Raw genomic sequence first — 16,039 nt, forward strand, 5'->3', positions numbered from 1 at the left:
GCCGCCGCTCAGGCTGTCGACCAGCCCGGCAGTTGCGTCATTAGCGCGCACCTCGATACCAAAGCTCTCCAGCAGCAGCTCCTGCACCCGCAGCAGGTAGCTGTTTCAGGACATCTTGCGGTTCCGTTCAAAGTTGCCGTCCGCATCCAGGCCACTGACAAAGGTGCCGTCCAGGGTCACCGGGCCGTGACCGATCAGCCGGTTCAGATGCACTGCGGTTTTGCGAAGGTTGTTCTTGCCGGGTTGCAGCGCCATGGCAAAACTTTTCAACTCGCCCCAGTGCTTGACGTAGGCACGGTAGGCTTCGTCGCGGGCCACGTCATCGGCAGCGCCGGTGATTTTGGAGATGTCCTTGTAAACCGGCCCCGCATATTTGAATGCGTCCTCGGCCAGAACCAGTTCCCAATTGCCGGTAATCACTTTTGCGTAGGGGCGGGGCATGTATTCGAGGAAGATCGACACCGGCTGGGTCTGCACCTCGACCGCCCAACCGGTCAGCAGGCTGATGTCGGGTGTCGGGAATCCGGTTCCGCCGCCCATACCCTCATAGAAACCCGCCAGGAAGTCCGCGGCTGCAGTAGCGGTGGTGAAGCTAGAGATGCTCTTCTCATAGGCCGCGAACAAGGCGCCGGTCTGCGCATCGGTGACGTAGTAATTGGCGGAGGTGGTATAGGCATCGGCGGCCACAAAGGACACGCCTGATCTGTTGCTGCCCGTCCAAAGCCGCCCGCTGCCGTCCCCCCGGGTCAGGGCGGTATAACTGACAACGCCATTGCTGCCGGCCCTGGTCTGCGGCTCGTTGAATTCGGTGACCGGGATCAGGTCGCATTGCTTGAAGGTATGGATGGTCTGGCCGTCAAAAACGGTTCCAACGATACACATGGATGTGTCTTTCGCTGAACTTCCTGGAGGGTTCAGATGATGTTCACAGATCCATTGGGCACGTACATGTAGCAGAAAAAGCCATAGGTCACGGCGTATGCATTGAAGTCCTTGCCGGTGCCGTTGGTCTTGATCGGCCCCTGGTTGACCCGCCAATTGGCGCTTGCCGGATCAGTGATCGGGTTGCCGGCAAAGTCGAAATTCGTCACCTGGTCGCCGCCATCCTTTTGAGACCAGGACATCGGCGACAGGCTGTCGCACCGGGCCCAGTGGTAGTCCCCTGGCCAATTGGCCTCTGGATCGCCGCCGATGGCATTTTCCGGCGGCGAAAACATCAGGGCAACGTAGTGCCCGCCCGAGCCTGCGGTGGACGTATGTTGTGCGATCTCGGCCAGCGTGGTGCCGACATAGACCAGCCCGTCGCTGACGGCATTGTCGCGCACATGCTCGGCGGTGAAATTTTGCGAAAGCGCCGGTGCACCGCTGGCGCGGCCGGGCTGGGGGAAGGAGTTCGAAGGGATATTGCAGCCATAGGCATAGCAGTTGTTGTTGGGCTGGTACTTTGCCGACATGAAGGACCCTTGGCAATCGCCCGCCGGGTCATAGCCGGTGTTGGTATTACGGACGCTGGCGGCATATTTCGGCACGTTGCCCCAGGCGGTCTCGACGTAATTCGGGGCAATCAGCGCTCCGTCAGGCGCCTCTTCCCTGATGGAGTGGCGCAGATCACCTTCGGCCACGCGGCCGCTGAATTTGAATGCAGGCGTCATGATATTCTCCCGTGTTTTTAAATCAGTTTTACGAATAGAGCGTGGCGGACAGCGTCTGGCCTGAATAGTTGTAGACGCTGAGCGCGAGGTCGCCGCTGCCATAGGAGCCGGAGAACATCAGCACGGAAGAGGCACCGCCGCTGACACCGGTGTCAGTGGCCCAGATGGGTTCGTTGTCGGCACTGCGCAGTACCAGATTGCCGTCATTCTGCATGAACAGGCTGCCGGGATGGCCTGCGGCCTGGCTTCCGAAGGGGGCCCACAGGAATCTCCCGTCGCTGGCGCTCAGGACCGGGCCGGAGGCCGGGTCGTTGCTGAGGGTCGCGCTGCCATCCAGCGCCATGATCGACTGGCCTGCCAGCAGCCGGCTGTTGCTGCGGCTGTCCAGACGGCTGACATTCTGGACCTCCCCGAACAGGTTAAGCTGGATAAGGTCCTTGACCTGATCAGCCGTCCAGCTGTTGCCGGCCGCGGCGGCTTGCAGGATCATTGTCTTGGTAAAGGCTGCCATCGGCGTCATGTCCGAGGCGCTGAGCGCCCCCACATCGGGCAGCCACGCCCCCGAGGCATAGGCCGAGTCATTCACGGTTCCGGCAATCACCTGTGTGCTGTCGGCAATCACGATACCGGCATCATTGGCGGCTTTCAGAGCGGCATAAACCGCGCCTTCTGAGACGTTGTCCGGATTGCCGGAGGGGAAGTTGCCTTCGCCATAGGATTCCAGCACCAGGCCCTTCAGGCCCGTGCCCACTGCTGCAGTGATCAGGTTGGCGATGATGGCGGTGCCGCTGGTTGTGCTGTAGGCGGCTGGAAAGGCGTTGAACTGCATCACCGGGAAATCATCGATGGCATCAGAAATGGCACGCAGCTGGGCCTGCGCAGCGGCCAAGGCGGTGGCGTTGTCCAGGCTGACACTGGTGCTGACCGGATCCGGCAGCATCCGGTCCGGATATTGCGTCAGCCGGATGCCGTATTGCGCCAGCGGCGGGTAATTGGGTGAATTGAACGCCACGAACTCGCTGGCATTCACTTTCAGCACCCGGTCGCCGCGGTAAAGGCAGCTGTCGAAATAGTCCCCGACTTCGGAAATGCCGAGCCGCGCGCAGGCCACCGCACCGCAGTAATTCCGAAACGCATCTGTGTTGAAGTTGAGCGTCAGGTCCGAAGTGCCCCCTGGCATGGTCTCGGCAAACATCGGCACTTGCGAACCGGTGATGATCACCGGTTTGGACAGCAGGGCGGTTCCGACCCCCTGGGCGTCGAAGACATTCAGCAGAAACGGCAGGGCGGAGCCGGTGAAACCCATCGAGTCGGTGCCGTGCAGAATGACGAACCCATCGTAATCCGCGCAATGGTCGAGAATATAGCCTGCCATCAGGCACCAGTCGCTTGTCTGTAAGTTGGTGCTGTCCAAAGTTCCTGTCGTGCTTTCCGGAAAAACCAGATCAGTCTCGTAAACCAAAGTGGTGTCCGGGAACTGCTCAGCCAGGACCGGGTCGCGAATGCTTTGTGACGCTGCAGCGAAATCGGCAGCCGACATCGGCGCGAGCGGGTCGCCGACGCAGCTGATAGTGCCGCCGGTGTTAATGATGCAAATCTTAACGACCTCAATCTCCCCAAAAATACAAGCATTAGATGATTATGTTGCCATGCTTGCACTCAATAGGGGCGGCTTGGGCCGGGCCTCACAATCGGATTGAGGTTCGTTTTTTTAATCAACGTGGTTTGAAGGTGTTGGTGTGCGCAATAGTCAAGCTTGCCGGTTGCCCAAACTCCTCCTTCGACAATCACGTTGAGTATCTAGCTGAAAGAGCCCGCGCTCCTCGTGGAACGCGGGCACAACAATCGCGGCTGGACAGCGGGACCGCTGTTTTCCGGTCTACTTGAGCTTGGGGCTGTCTGCCAGTTTCAGCCAGACTACCCCGGCGATAATGACCGCCAGCCAGAACGATTGCGCGAGGGTCAGGGGCTGGTCCAGCAGCACGGCACCCAGAACCGCCGCGCCGATCGAGCCGATCCCGGCCCAGACGGCGTAGCCGATACCCACATCGATGGATTTAAGTGCAACGCTGAGGAAATAGAGGGTCAGCAAGAAGAACACGATAGCCGAGGCGGACCAGGTCAGGACGGTGAAGGCCTGGCTGCCGCCTACGCTCAAGGCGTAGCCGACCTCGAAGGCCCCCGCCAGCAGCAGAGCGCCCCAGGCGCCCTTGTTACCTGTCTCCGCCGCTGGAAACGCAGAAGTACGTGTGTCAGTCATGATGTATTCCTTTGTGTCTGTTCAGGGAATTGGAAGGCGGATTGGTTCACGCGGCGCCGCTCATCCGCAGGCCGACAACACCGCCGATGACGATCAGGATGCCGATGCCTTTGGAGAGGCTCAGGCGCTGGTTGAAGAAAACCGCGCCAAGCGCCACGATCCCGACCCCGGCAAGCGCAGTCCACATGGAGTAGCCGACGCCGACGTCAAAGGTCAGCAGGGCGAGGCTGAGGAAAATCGTTGCAATCACACCGCTGACAAGCGTGATCGCGGTCCATTTGCCGTTTTTGAAGCCTTCCGATTTTCCGGCGGCGATGGCCACGATGATCTCAAAAACAACTGCGATCAAAAGATAAATCCACTGCATTTCTGTTCCTTTCAAGTTGAGCCCGTTCGTGCGGGACGCGGGTGTTTGGGTGGCCCTACTGCAGGTGTGGAGGGCCGCTTATTTACTTGCACATGCAACATAATGAAGGACGCCCGTGCCTGTCAATAAACTTATTTGTGCATGCACATATTTTGCTGGAAAGTCTTTTTAGGTAGAGCGCCGGCTGAGGCAGCCCTCCGCCGAAGTATCTTCAGGCTTCTGTCAGGACGCAAAGAGCGCGGGCGGACGCGCGGGCTTCCTCTTGTTCAAAGGTCTTCTTCAGCACGCGTTCCAGGCAGTCTTGGAACACCGGGGCGACCTCCTCGATGTATTTCTTGCCGTGCTCATTCAGGACGCAGTACTTGCCCCGTTTGTCGCTGGGGCAGCTGTCGCGGAAAACAAACCCCCTTTTCTCCAGCCGCTCGACCACACGCGTGGTCGAGCTCTGGGTCAGCATAAGGGTTTCCGCCAGTTCCTGCATGCGAAGCTCCAGGTCGGGCTGTTCTGACAGATGTTTGAGGGTCCGGAACTCGCTGAGACCAAGGTCGCTGGATCTGCGCAGCTCTTCCGTGAGCTGGTTTTCGATCCCGTAGAACAAGGCCGTTACCTGATCCCAAACATCTAGTTTCATTGCATGGCTCCTTTGTCCTGCATGTGGTGCGCGATACACGTTTGCTTTTGCAAGCAAAGATATGGTCTCTGCGCGCCACTTGCCAGACTTGGAAGTCACATTGACGTTACATTCTTGGAAAAAAGCGCCCCATACCCTTCAATGGAGGGCTGAACACCGGCTGCTTGCAGAGCGCCCCAAAACAGAACCTGGTTTGCGGTCAGCATTTTGATGCCCAGCTGGCTTTCGACGGCATCAATGACGCCGATAGCCCGCTGCCCATTGCCTCCCACAAAAACAGCGTCAGCGCCGGCAGGGGCCACCGTTGTCTTGATCCAGTCATAAAGCGCGGGAGGGGACACATACTTCTGACCGCTTTTCAGGCCGCAGGGCGCGTGGTGAACCACGTCAAAGCCCGCAGCCTCGAAGTAGCGCGCGCCGAGAGTATCAAGGTGTTCGTCAAACCAGGCCGGGTTAACGATAGCCAGCCGCTTGACACCAAGACTGCGCAGGGCAGATTCGGCGGCAAGACAAGTGGTGACCACCGGGATTCCTCTGAGACGGGGGCGCAGACGCTCCACCAAAGCACGCTCACCCTCCGGGCCGTGCTTGTAAGCGGAACTCGTGAACGCCAGCCCCAGGGCCGTGAGCGGCGAGTCACAAAGAGAGGCGGCGATGTCATCGATGTAGGGGGGCTTGGTGAAGCTCTCTACCGGGTCATGTGGAATCTTTGGGTCCATTTCACCACCAGCGCGCATCGCGCTGAAGCCGATACGTGCGCCGTGGACAGAGACCTGCGTGCCGCCAAGTGCGGCACATTCGGCCTCGGGGCCAACGTCAGCATGCGGAACCACCAGCCCGAGACGCGCGGTGGCCGACCATCCGTCGGGGCGGAAAATCTTGTCTTGAATCGTCATTTTTCAACTCTCCTGAACTGAGGGGATTGGTTTTCAAAAGGGGTGAGGGCACCGGACACCGCCAGATGATGGGTCGGCAGGGGGAAATGCTCGGGGAAGCCGGACAGCAGCCGGTAGGACGAGCCATAGCCGTAGCCGTACTGGGCCGCCTCGCTGGCGCTGACAGCATAGAGGACTTCGGACACGCCTGCGAACAACGCCGCCATGTAGCACAGCGCGCAAGGTTCGCCGGAAGCCAGCAGCACGGTGCCCGCAAGGTTGGTGCGGCCGTGCCGGGCGCAGGCATTGCGGATAGCGCAGACCTCCGCGTGGGCGGTGGGGTCATGATCTTCCAGAACCGTGTTGACACCAGAACCCAGTACCCGGCCATCCGGGGTAACCACCTGGGCCGAAAAAGGTACGCCGCCTTCTGCCACTCGGGCTTCCGACAATGCGACAACATCTTGCATCAGCCGTTCGGCGCGCTCGGGTGCGAGAATGCTCCGGCTCATACCTGTTCCTCCGCAGCAAGGGATTGGAGGGCGCTGCGCAGGCCCTCGGCCGTGGGCATCCCTTCGATGCGGGCAGTACCGATCACGATGGTGGGCACCGCCTTGATCTGTTGCGCTTCGGCTTCGCGCAGGGCTTCGGCGTGGCGGGTGCGATAACGCCCGTCCTGCAGCGCCTGACGCAGCACGTCGCCATCCAGCCCCACCGCTTCGGCCAGCGCGACCAGAACCTCGATATCGCCGATGTCGCGATCCTGCACAAAAAAGGCGTTAAAAACCGCAAGCGTGTATTCATGGCCGCGGTCATGGTCGCTGGCGAAGGCGAAACCTTCAAAAGCGAGGGCGCTGCGCGGCTGCGGTGAAATCGTGGGCAGAGTAATTTCCTGACCCAGCCGCCGCGCAAGCGGGTAAACCGAGCGCTGCCAAATCTCAGGCAGATAGGGATCTTCCGGGCGCAGGGTTGGGACCGGATCGCGACGCAGTTCAAACGGATGCCAGATGATCTCTGCGGCTTCTGCTGCGGCGGCCTCGCGAATCAGCGGCTCCGCCAGCAGGCAGTAGGGACAGACAAAATCTGAATAGACATGGATTTGTTTCACGGGTTCGGAGTCCTAAGTGAGAAAGGGCTGAGGGCGGCGCTAAAGCGCCGCTATCTCGCGTTCACGGGGCACGCGCAGGCTGTCAGGCACCATCAAGGGGTGGTGCCTGCCAACATGCTGTACCAGCTGTTCTGCCGTTGGCGCTTCGAACCGCACCGGGCTGTCAAGATACTGCATCTCCTGGCCGTCCATATGACCTTGGACAAAGGCATCGCCGGTCCCGTCAAACTCCAGCGGCGGAATGCGGTAGATCCGGCACAGAAGCTGGTTGAACACCGGCGCCGCCTTGACCCACCTCCCCTGAAGCCAGACCTGGTTGAACCAGTGCAGAAACACATCGCCGCCCACCAGCTTGGTCAGGTTCGGAGAGGAGATGTGATTGCGCACGCGGGCTGCTGCTATCCGGCAGGGGATGCCTTGCGAGCGGCACAGCGCTGCAAACAGGATCGCTTTGTGCAGACAGAACCCGCGCCGCGCCTTGAGGATCGAACTGGCCTTCAAATCATTATCCGAAAGTCCGGTGCCAAAGACCTCGTAGGAGATCCCGTCCCGCACGGCGTAGTAAAAGGCGACCGCTTTGGCAGTGTCATCCTCTGCACCATCCGCCAGCGCCCGTTCCGAAGCTGCGCGCACATCGGGGTGCTGGATGTCGAGCACTTCCGTGGCGGTCAGGGCAGCGCGCTGCTCCGGGGCCAGGCCATTCATGATCCGACTCCCATCATTGCAGCGATGCGGCCGCGCTGGATGTCGTTGGTGCCGGAATAGATTGGCGCCGCCAGAGCATCCGCGACCCCCGCACCAAGGCCAGTCTCTTCCAGGTAGCCAACCCCGCCGTGCAGGTGGACCGCATCGATGGCATTGGCCAGCAGCGCCTCGCTGACGTAGATCTTGGCGATCGCCACATCGCTGGTCACGTCCTTGTTCCGGGCCTGCCGGGCCGCCGCAGTCAGGATGCACTGCCGCGAAATCTCATAGCGCATCTTCATATTGGCGATACGGTGCGAAACCGCCTGAAAGTCGCTGATCGGGCGGCCGAACTGGCGGCGTTTGCGCACATGGCGCACGCAGCGCGCCAGCGTGTGCTTCATCTGTCCGACATTGGCCATGAAGGAGTAGAGGATCTCCTGCTTCATCACATGGTTCAGCACCATGAAGCCCGCGCCTTGGCGCCCGATCAGCCGGCTGGCAGGCACCCGGCAGTCCCGCAGCCGCAACGGCCCGTTCATGGAGGTTTTCAAGCCCACCAGCGGCTTGGCCGCGGCGACAGTCAGCCCGGGAGTGTCCCGGTCCACCAGGAATGCGGAAACCGCGCCGGCACCAGTGCCGGCGGTCCTGGCATAGATCACGAAGACGTCCGCGATTGGTCCGTTGGTGACAAAAGCCTTGTCACCGTCAAGCACGTAGTCCGGTCCGTCGCGGCGGGCTGCGGTGGTCATGGCGAGCGCGTCAGACCCGGCTTCTGCCTCGCTGATCGCATGGGCGCCGATCCGTCGCCCGGCGGCCAGCTCCGGCAGCACTTCGTCGCGCAGCTCTTCGCTGGCGAACCTGTCGAGCGCTGTCAGGGTACTGGCGAGATGCGTTGCAACCGCGAAAGTGAAGCCGCCATCGCGGCATTCTTCGCCCAAACGCTCCATCGCATGAATGATGCCGATGTTACGCTCCGCAAAGGGTTTGCCGCGGTCGCAGGCGAGGCGGAACAGGCCGGTGTCGCTGATGGCCTTCCACCGCGGGCAATCCGGTGCGGGCGGTTCCGCACTGCTGTTCCAGGTCTGGCCAGCCTGGGCGATGGTGGCTGCAAGGGGGCTGTCCCCCTTGTCAAATGCAATATCCAACATGATGTGCCTGCCCGCTTCAGTACTGCGAATACCCGGCCGCATCGAGCTGGTGGTGCTCGGTGCCGTCGAGAGGCGGATTGAACACGCTGACCAGATGCAGGTCTTCTTCCGGATCGGCGATCAAATGATGGGCGTCATGCTGGTCCAGCACATACAGAGAGCCGGGCAGGACTTCGAGGACGGTCTGGCCATCGGCGCTGACCACCTTGCCCTGGCCCTTGATGCAATAGCAGGCCTCCAGGTGGCGGCGGTACTGCAGCTTTGACTCGGTGCCGCGGTTGACCACGGTGTGGCAGACCGTAAAGCCCATATTGTCGGCTTTGGTCAGAAGCCGCACGCTGGTGCCATTGCCCCAGTTGACGGCTTCGATGTTGGAAGTATCACGGAGAAACATTGCAGTAGTCCTTGTGGAAATTTCTGTTGTCGGAAATTCAGGCGCTGCCTCAGGCGGCAACGCTGGTGTGGCGTTCGATGAAGCCTTCGATCATTGCCACCGTGGCCAGATCCTCCGGCGCGATCTCAATCTCGTTGATGGGGACGCCGTAGGCTTCACCGGTCCAGGCAACGAGGCGGACCAGCGAAAGGCTGTCGACCACGCCGTTGCGCAGCAGGTCATAATCATCCTCAAGTTCCGAGACCGCGATGTCATCGGCCAGCAATTCCTCGCAGATGAAGGACTTGATCGTCTGTTTCATGGTCATGCGCTTTTCTCCGGTTTGGGGGCATAGAGGCGCTGCACAGCGCCGCGGTTGATTTTGCCGGTTGAGGTCTTGGGCAGCGGCTCCTGCGTCAGCACGTAGCGGTTTGGCAGTGCGCTCCTGGGGAGGTGCAGGGCGCAATGGGCCCGCATCTCCAAGTTGGATACGGGGGTGCCAGGGCAGGTTTCCACCACGGCAAGCAGTTGCTGCTGGCCGCTGACAATGTCGCGGTAGGGCAGGGTGGCCACGTTGCGCACCGCCTCATGCAAGCGGATGACGTCTTCGACATCGAGAAGATTGGTGCGTACGCCGCGCAGCTTCACCACGTAATCGGCGCGGCCAATCAGAAGCAGGGATCCGTCCGGCTGCTGCTGCACCCGGTCACCGGTGCGGAAATAAGTGACCAGGCGTTCGTTCTCCAGCCGGGGCAGGAAGGCGTTGAGCGTTTGTTCGGGGTCAGAATAGCCGCTGGCCGCAAACGGGGTCGCGGTGAACAGCTCTCCGGTTGCAGGCTCGTCAGGGTCTTCGGTGATGTAAAAGCCCGTGTCCGCGATCGGCCAGCCGATCCCCAGCTTTTCCGCCGCAGCGAAGTCTTCGCCGCCCAACGACAGGATGAAACTGTCGTTGGTTTCGGTGCTGCCGTAGATATTGTGGAAGACCGCGGATGGGAACTGTCCGGCCATCCGCTGGCGCAGGGTGCGGGGCGCCGCTTCGCCTGTCACGATGACATGGCGCGGCGAAAACCCTGCCTCTTCCCGCTCCGTAGCGCAGAGACGCTCATGAAACAGGGGGACAGCCTGGACAATCTCCGGTTTGGCCTCAGTGCAGAGATCCATAAGGTATCCGGGTTCCGTTGACCGCTCAGGATCGGCAAGGATAACTTCAGCTCCCGCGTCAAGTCCGGCCCAGAGCTCCAGCAGGCTCAGGTCGAAATTGAACGGCGCGATGCTGAGGATCCTGGTGCCAGTCTTTATTGAAAAATAGCTCTGCGCCCAGTCTATGAAGTTGGATATTCCGGCTTTGCTGAGCACCACCACTTTGGGAACGCCGGTAGACCCCGAGGTCGTCAGGCAGAGCGGGACACGCTCATCGGCGTGCAGCTTCGGGACTTGCCCGGTTTCCGCTACACGAAGCTTTCCCGCATCCGTGAAGCTGGCAATGTGGCTGGCTCCTGAACGCACGATCAGCTTTTCTCTGACTTCATCACCAAGCCGCCCCGGAACCACAAGCGGCGTGGCTTTGCACAACCCAAGGGAGATCATAAGCGCCACGAAGCGCGGGTTCTTTCCGCTTTCGACGAGCACAAGGCTGCCGGCAGTTACGCTTTCAGGAAATTGCCAGGCCAAATCCTGCGCCATGCTCCAGAGGCCGCCGTAGCTCAGTTCATTGCCGGGCCAGGAAAGGGCCGTGCGGGACGGATCCGTTTGGGCAATCGACTTCAAAGAGTCTGTTAGTCGCTGTAAATACACGTAAACCTCCATATGTATGCATGCGCAAACAACTCACAAGAGCGGATTTAGGCCGGGGTGTCCGATTCGTCAACTTGTTTGCGCAACTAAATTTATGATGGCGTAAAGCTGGGCAGGACGCCCCATTTACACTCCTTCGGAAAGCAGTCTGGCCTGTGAACCGGCGGATGTAAGTGGAACGTCAGCAATGCCAGTATTTTACTGGCCGTAAACCCGAAGCCTGTTCCGCATTGTCTTGCGGCGGGCGCCAGACGCTGCAACGTGTCCCGGGCATGGGGTGGACTGTCCACAGCACCGGCACTGGGCAGACCTGCGCAGAAACCGGTTCAACTGTGAACTATTTCATAGACCGCAGCAGTGCGCCGTGTTCTACAGCGCGCTGAGAGACGCCGCGCTTTGATCCGTTGCGGCAATATGTGAATTTGAACATTTCCAGTCTGCCGGCCGGACCGGATCGAACGGACCGGAAAATCAGCCGTGAGTGTGCCGCAAATTTTCATACAATTTAACAAAGGATGCAGATGTCTGCAGAACCGTTGCGCGGGGCCTTACAGTCCAGCCGGATCAGGAATTGGCTGACCGAACTGCAGCCGCTAGAACTAATTCCCGGGAGAAAGACATGAATTTGGATTGGATCAGAAAAGGGATGCAGGGGATAACCGCTGCAAGCCTTCTGGTATTATCCGCAACTGCCGCACAGGCGCAGGATGCGCCGCCGCCGCAGGCTGTTACTGTCGTCACCTTGCAGGCAGAGGATGTCACGCTCAGCTCGGAACTGCCGGGGCGGGTGGTGGCGCTTGGCGTGGCCGAAGTACGCCCGCAGGTGTCCGGGATCATTGTCGAACGGCTGTTCCAGGAGGGCGGCACCGTCAAAGAAGGCGACCCGCTGTACCGGATCGACGATGCGATCTATGACGCGCAGGTCCAGCAGGCCCGTGCCAGCGTCGCGCAGGCCAAGGCAAACCTGACCGCCGCCGAAAAGGAAGAACAGCGCATCGCGGAATTGTTTCAGCGCGGCGTGGCCGCCCAGCAGGCGATTGACGATTCTCTAGCAGGGCGGGATGCCGCCCGGGCCGGGCTGCTGGTCGCCAAGGCGCAGCTGCAGGCCGCCGAGATCAACCTGAAACACACCGTGGTCGAGGCCCCGCTGTCCGGCCGCGTCGGACGGGCGCTGACCACCCAAGGCGCGCTGGTTACGGCGCAGCAGGCTGATCCGATGGCGGTCATCCGCCAGATCGACAGGGTGTACGTCGATGTAACCGCCTCGACCGCGGATGTGCTGCGTTACACCCGCGCCAGGGATGCGCAGGACGAAGGCGACCGCGGACTGGAACTGGACCCGACGGTGACGCTGACTCTCGCGGACGGGATGACCTTTGAGCACCGCGGCACCTTGCTGGCCGCGGAGCCGCAGGTGGATCCGCAAACCGGCGTGGCGGTTCTGCGGCTGCAATTCCCCAACCCGGACGGGCTGCTGCTGCCCGGCATGTATGTGAAGGCGCATGTCCCTGTTGGCCTGGCCCCTGATGTGGTGCTGGCACCGCAGCAGGGTGTCGGCCGCGACCGGCGCGGCCAGCCAACCGCTCTGGTGGTGAACAAGGACAATGTGGTCGAAGCCCGCGTGCTGACCGTTCTCGGCACCCAGGGCAGCCGCTGGATCGTCTCCGAAGGCCTGGCGGCCGGCGACCGGCTGATCGTTGCCGGGCTGCAAAAGACCGGCCCAGGCGCCACGGTTATTCCGGAAGAACAGAACGCCGCCGGCAAAGTGGCGCAAGACTAGGCCGCGCAGCGCTGCGTCTTTAGATAAAGGTTTACAATGGCAAGATATTTCATCGATCGACCGGTCTTTGCGTGGGTCATCTCGATCCTGCTCATGGGGGTTGGCGTGCTGGCTGTCATGGTTCTGCCGGTGGCGCAATACCCGCAAATCGCCCCGCCGACGGTTGAGGTCAGCGCCAACTATCCCGGCGCCTCGGCCCAGACGGTGAACAACACTGTCACCCAGGTCATCGAAGAACAGATGACCGGGCTTGACGGTCTGCGTTACATCAATTCCTCGTCCACCTCCACCGGATCCGCCTCGGTGACGCTGACTTTTGAAACCGGCACCGACCCGGACATCGCGCAGGTTCAGGTCCAGAACAAGCTGGGCCAAGCCACTCCCCTGCTGCCCGAAACCGTGCAGCGCCAGGGCGTCACAGTGCGCAAATCCTCCGGCGGCTTCCTGCTGGTGGCGGCGCTGGTCTCCACCGACGGCCGGCTCGATGCGGTTGACCTGTCAGACTACATGGTGTCCGGCATGGTGGATGAATTCAGCCGCCTGGAAGGGGTCGGCAACGTACAGGTTTTCGGCGCCCAATACGCCATGCGGATCTGGCTCAACCCCGAACAGCTGGCCGCCTTCGAACTCAGCCCCAGCGACATCGTGCGGGCGGTCTCGGAAGAAAACGCCCAGGTCTCGGCCGGCTCCTTCGGCTCGCTGCCTGCGGTCGAAGGACAGGCGCTGAACGCAACCATTACCGCCCAGTCGCTGCTGACGACACCCGAGGATTTCGAACAGATCGTGGTGCGCGCCGAGACCGATGGCGGTCTGGTGCTGCTGCGCGATGTTGCGCGGGTGGAAATCGGCGCCGAAAGCTACACGACATCGGCCCGTTTCAACGGCTCGCCCACGGCCGGTATGGCGATCCAGCTCGCCTCCGGCGCCAATGCGCTGGACACCGCCGAGCGGGTGAAGGCGCGCCTGGAAGAGGTCTCGCAGTTCTTCCCGGAAGGCGTCGAATATGTGGTCCCCTATGACACCACGCCGTTTGTGAAGATCTCGATCGAAGAGGTGGTGAAAACGCTGTTCGAAGCGATCGTGCTGGTGTTCCTGGTGATGTTCCTGTTCTTGCAGAACCTGCGGGCAACGCTGATCCCGACGCTGGCGGTGCCGGTGGTTCTGCTCGGCACCTTCGGTGTGATGGCGGTCTTCGGCTTTTCCATCAACACGCTGACCATGCTGGCAATGGTGCTGGCGATCGGCCTGCTGGTGGACGACGCCATCGTAGTGGTCGAGAACGTCGAGCGGATCATGGAGGAGGAAGGGCTGGATCCCGTCGAGGCCACGCGCAAGTCGATGGGGCAGATTACCGGCGCACTGATCGGCATTGCGCTGGTTCTGTCCGCGGTGTTTGTGCCGATGGCCTTCTTCGGCGGCTCTACCGGAGTGATCTATCAGCAGTTTGCGATCACCATCGTCTCGGCGATGATGCTGTCGGTGGTGGTGGCGCTGACGCTGACACCCGCCCTGTGCGCCACGATGCTGCGCAAGCCCGACCACGGCGCCCGCAGCCGCGGCGTCTTCGGCCTGTTCAACCGCGCTTTCGACAGGCTGACGCGCGGCTACGGCGCGACGGTCGGCTATGTCATCCGCCGTCCTGTGCGGATCGGACTGATCTACCTGATGATCGGTGCAGTGATGGTCGGCCTGTTCCTGCGCACCCCGACAGGGTTCCTGCCAGAAGAGGATCAGGGCATCCTGTTCACCATGGTGCAGGGGCCGACCGGCAGCACTGCTGAAGCGACCGAAGAGGTGCTGAAACAGCTTGAAACCCATTACCTCGAAACCGAGGCGGAAAACGTCAAATCGCTGTTTACCGTGCGCGGCTTCAGCTTTGCCGGGCAAGGGCAGAACATGGGCCTCGCCTTTGTCAACCTCAAGGACTGGGAAGAGCGCAGCACCCCGGACCGCAGCGTCCAGGCCATTGCAGGGCGCGCTTTCGGGGTGTTTTCCCAGATCCGCGAGGCCTTTGTCTTTCCCATTGTTCCGCCCGCGGTCATTGAGCTGGGCAACGTCAGCGGCTTCGACTTCTATCTGCAAGCCCGCAACGGCCAGCCGCATGAGGAGCTGGTGGCCGCCCGCAACCAGCTGATGGGGCTGGTGGCGCAAAGCGACAAGATCGCCTCGATCCGCCCCAACGGTCTGGAGGATGCGGCCCAGTTCAACCTGAATGTCGACTGGAGCGCGGCCGGCGCCGTGGGGATTTCCGCAACCGACGTGGGTGAGATGCTCTCGGTCGCCTGGGCCGGGCGCTATGTTAACGACTTCCTCGACCGCGGGCGCATCAAACGGGTCTATGTGCAGGGCGACGCCCCCTACCGCATGGTGCCCGAGGACATCGAACAGTGGCGGGTGCGCAACGACACCGGCGGTATGGTTCCGTTCTCGAACTTCTCCAAGGCCAGCTGGCGGTTCGGCCCGCAGGGCCTGTACCGCTACAACGGCGTTGCGGCGATCCAGTTGCAGGGCAGCCCGGCCGCGGGGGTCACCACCGGCGAGGCAATGGCGGAAATCGAAGCGCTGATGGAACAGCTGCCGCCCGGCTTCCAGGCCGAATGGACCGGCCTGTCGCTGGAGGAACGCGAGGCGGGCGATCAGGCCGCGCTTCTGTATGCGCTGTCGCTGGCGGCAGTGTTCCTGTGCCTCGCCGCGCTGTACGAAAGCTGGTCGATCCCCTTTGCGGTAATGCTCGCGATGCCGATCGGTGTTGCCGGCGCCCTGACGGGGGCCTGGCTGGGCGGGTTCGAGAATGGCGTCTATTTCCAGGTGGCCCTGCTCACGGTGATCGGCCTCACCGGCAAGAATGCGATTCTGATCGTGGAATTTGCCCGTGACAAGGTGCAGGCCGGCGAGCCGCTGCTGGCAGCGGTGAAGGACGCATCGCAGCAGCGGTTCCGCCCGATCCTGATGACCTCCATGGCCTTTTCGCTGGGCGTTCTGCCGCTGGTGCTGTCTTCCGGCGCAGGTGCGGGCGGGCGCACGGCGATGGGCTCAGGCGTCATGGGCGGCGTCATCTCCGCGACGGTTCTGGGGGTTGTGTTCGTGCCGCTGTTCTTCGTGGTGATCTACCGGCTGATCCGGGGCCGCAACAGAAAGCCCGTGTAAACAGGCGCAGGAGCGGAGTTGCTGCAGCAGCGCGATATTTAGCTGTCCTGCGGCATTTGAGGGTGGCCCCGGATCAAAAGCTTCCGGCGTCCACAGCGCGTAACCAGACCCGCCGGGATCGTTCAGTCCCGGCGGACAAATGGCATCCTGATGACGTGCTGATCCGGACGTTGCTGCGCCAAAAGTGACAGGGATTCCCTTCGCGATTTCTGACGGT

Annotated in this window: 16 protein-coding genes; 2 read left to right on the forward strand and 14 right to left on the reverse strand. The window is 61.6% G+C overall.

Translation table 11 applies throughout. From position 1 onward, the window contains the following. Positions 1–105 precede the first annotated feature (105 nt). From AC0KW6_RS17040 to AC0KW6_RS17105, 14 genes are all read right to left on the reverse strand, one after another. Positions 106–882, reverse strand: coding sequence for a hypothetical protein (locus AC0KW6_RS17040; RefSeq protein ID WP_474035477.1), 777 nt, complete (start codon positions 880–882; stop codon positions 106–108). Positions 883–914: 32 nt separating this feature from the next. Further along, positions 915–1,652, reverse strand: a complete 738-nt coding sequence (locus tag AC0KW6_RS17045) for a hypothetical protein (RefSeq protein ID WP_474035478.1) — start codon at positions 1,650–1,652, stop codon at positions 915–917. Positions 1,653–1,680: 28 nt separating this feature from the next. After that, positions 1,681–3,276, reverse strand: a complete 1,596-nt coding sequence (locus AC0KW6_RS17050; RefSeq protein WP_474035519.1) for an asparaginase domain-containing protein — start codon at positions 3,274–3,276, stop codon at positions 1,681–1,683. 255 nt (positions 3,277–3,531) lie between these two features. Beyond that, positions 3,532–3,912: a DMT family transporter gene (locus tag AC0KW6_RS17055; protein WP_323781216.1), complete on the reverse strand. Its 381-nt coding sequence runs from the start codon at positions 3,910–3,912 to the stop codon at positions 3,532–3,534. Between the two features lie 46 nt (positions 3,913–3,958). Continuing rightward, a complete protein-coding gene (locus AC0KW6_RS17060; protein WP_323781212.1) occupies positions 3,959–4,279 on the reverse strand; it encodes a DMT family transporter in 321 nt (106 codons plus the stop codon). A 211-nt stretch (positions 4,280–4,490) separates the two neighbouring features. Then, a complete protein-coding gene (locus AC0KW6_RS17065) occupies positions 4,491–4,910 on the reverse strand; it encodes a MarR family winged helix-turn-helix transcriptional regulator (RefSeq protein ID WP_323781210.1) in 420 nt (139 codons plus the stop codon). A gap of 95 nt (positions 4,911–5,005) precedes the next feature. Then, a complete protein-coding gene (locus AC0KW6_RS17070) occupies positions 5,006–5,806 on the reverse strand; it encodes a maleate cis-trans isomerase family protein (protein ID WP_323781207.1) in 801 nt (266 codons plus the stop codon). Beyond that, positions 5,803–6,297, reverse strand: a complete 495-nt coding sequence (locus AC0KW6_RS17075) for a nucleoside deaminase (RefSeq protein WP_323781205.1) — start codon at positions 6,295–6,297, stop codon at positions 5,803–5,805. Before AC0KW6_RS17075 ends, AC0KW6_RS17070 begins: the two co-directional genes overlap by 4 nt. Next, positions 6,294–6,893 (reverse strand): DsbA family oxidoreductase, encoded by a 600-nt coding sequence (locus tag AC0KW6_RS17080; RefSeq protein WP_474035479.1) that lies wholly within the window; start codon positions 6,891–6,893, stop codon positions 6,294–6,296. The genes AC0KW6_RS17075 and AC0KW6_RS17080 overlap by 4 nt, the downstream gene beginning before the upstream one ends. A gap of 39 nt (positions 6,894–6,932) precedes the next feature. Next, complete coding sequence (locus AC0KW6_RS17085; RefSeq protein WP_323781200.1) at positions 6,933–7,598, reverse strand: transglutaminase-like domain-containing protein; 666 nt, start codon at positions 7,596–7,598, stop codon at positions 6,933–6,935. Continuing rightward, entirely contained in the window at positions 7,595–8,728 is a 1,134-nt protein-coding gene (locus AC0KW6_RS17090; RefSeq protein ID WP_474035480.1) for an acyl-CoA dehydrogenase family protein, read from the reverse strand. Before AC0KW6_RS17090 ends, AC0KW6_RS17085 begins: the two co-directional genes overlap by 4 nt. Positions 8,729–8,744: 16 nt before the next feature. Next, complete coding sequence (locus AC0KW6_RS17095; protein WP_323781194.1) at positions 8,745–9,122, reverse strand: ectoine synthase; 378 nt, start codon at positions 9,120–9,122, stop codon at positions 8,745–8,747. Positions 9,123–9,171: 49 nt separating this feature from the next. Continuing rightward, positions 9,172–9,429, reverse strand: a complete 258-nt coding sequence (locus AC0KW6_RS17100; protein ID WP_323781191.1) for an acyl carrier protein — start codon at positions 9,427–9,429, stop codon at positions 9,172–9,174. Next, positions 9,426–10,784, reverse strand: a complete 1,359-nt coding sequence (locus AC0KW6_RS17105) for an AMP-binding protein (protein WP_474035481.1) — start codon at positions 10,782–10,784, stop codon at positions 9,426–9,428. The genes AC0KW6_RS17100 and AC0KW6_RS17105 overlap by 4 nt, the downstream gene beginning before the upstream one ends. A 730-nt stretch (positions 10,785–11,514) precedes the next feature. On the opposite strand from AC0KW6_RS17105, the gene AC0KW6_RS17110 reads away from it, so the two are divergent. Together AC0KW6_RS17110 and AC0KW6_RS17115 are read left to right on the forward strand one after the other, a co-directional pair. After that, the gene (locus AC0KW6_RS17110; RefSeq protein ID WP_474035482.1) at positions 11,515–12,675 is read left to right on the forward strand and encodes an efflux RND transporter periplasmic adaptor subunit; all 1,161 of its coding nucleotides are present in this window, start codon (positions 11,515–11,517) and stop codon (positions 12,673–12,675) included. A gap of 36 nt (positions 12,676–12,711) precedes the next feature. Further along, positions 12,712–15,822 carry an efflux RND transporter permease subunit gene (locus AC0KW6_RS17115; protein WP_474035483.1) on the forward strand — a complete coding sequence of 1,037 codons (3,111 nt, stop codon included), beginning with the start codon at positions 12,712–12,714 and terminating at the stop codon, positions 15,820–15,822. Positions 15,823–16,039 lie beyond the last annotated feature (217 nt).

The organism is Leisingera sp. SA215 (assembly GCF_055902035.1).

Coding starts and splice junctions, on each gene's coding strand:
- AC0KW6_RS17040 (WP_474035477.1), bottom strand. CDS start 882: ATGTGTATCGTTGGAACCGTTTTTGACGGCCAGACCATCCATACCTTC.
- AC0KW6_RS17045 (WP_474035478.1), bottom strand. CDS start 1,652: ATGACGCCTGCATTCAAATTCAGCGGCCGCGTGGCCGAAGGTGATCTG.
- AC0KW6_RS17055 (WP_323781216.1), bottom strand. CDS start 3,912: ATGACTGACACACGTACTTCTGCGTTTCCAGCGGCGGAGACAGGTAAC.
- AC0KW6_RS17060 (WP_323781212.1), bottom strand. CDS start 4,279: ATGCAGTGGATTTATCTTTTGATCGCAGTTGTTTTTGAGATCATCGTG.
- AC0KW6_RS17065 (WP_323781210.1), bottom strand. CDS start 4,910: ATGAAACTAGATGTTTGGGATCAGGTAACGGCCTTGTTCTACGGGATC.
- AC0KW6_RS17070 (WP_323781207.1), bottom strand. CDS start 5,806: ATGACGATTCAAGACAAGATTTTCCGCCCCGACGGATGGTCGGCCACC.
- AC0KW6_RS17075 (WP_323781205.1), bottom strand. CDS start 6,297: ATGAGCCGGAGCATTCTCGCACCCGAGCGCGCCGAACGGCTGATGCAA.
- AC0KW6_RS17085 (WP_323781200.1), bottom strand. CDS start 7,598: ATGAATGGCCTGGCCCCGGAGCAGCGCGCTGCCCTGACCGCCACGGAA.
- AC0KW6_RS17090 (WP_474035480.1), bottom strand. CDS start 8,728: ATGTTGGATATTGCATTTGACAAGGGGGACAGCCCCCTTGCAGCCACC.
- AC0KW6_RS17095 (WP_323781194.1), bottom strand. CDS start 9,122: ATGTTTCTCCGTGATACTTCCAACATCGAAGCCGTCAACTGGGGCAAT.
- AC0KW6_RS17100 (WP_323781191.1), bottom strand. CDS start 9,429: ATGACCATGAAACAGACGATCAAGTCCTTCATCTGCGAGGAATTGCTG.
- AC0KW6_RS17105 (WP_474035481.1), bottom strand. CDS start 10,784: ATGGCGCAGGATTTGGCCTGGCAATTTCCTGAAAGCGTAACTGCCGGC.
- AC0KW6_RS17110 (WP_474035482.1), top strand. CDS start 11,515: ATGAATTTGGATTGGATCAGAAAAGGGATGCAGGGGATAACCGCTGCA.
- AC0KW6_RS17115 (WP_474035483.1), top strand. CDS start 12,712: ATGGCAAGATATTTCATCGATCGACCGGTCTTTGCGTGGGTCATCTCG.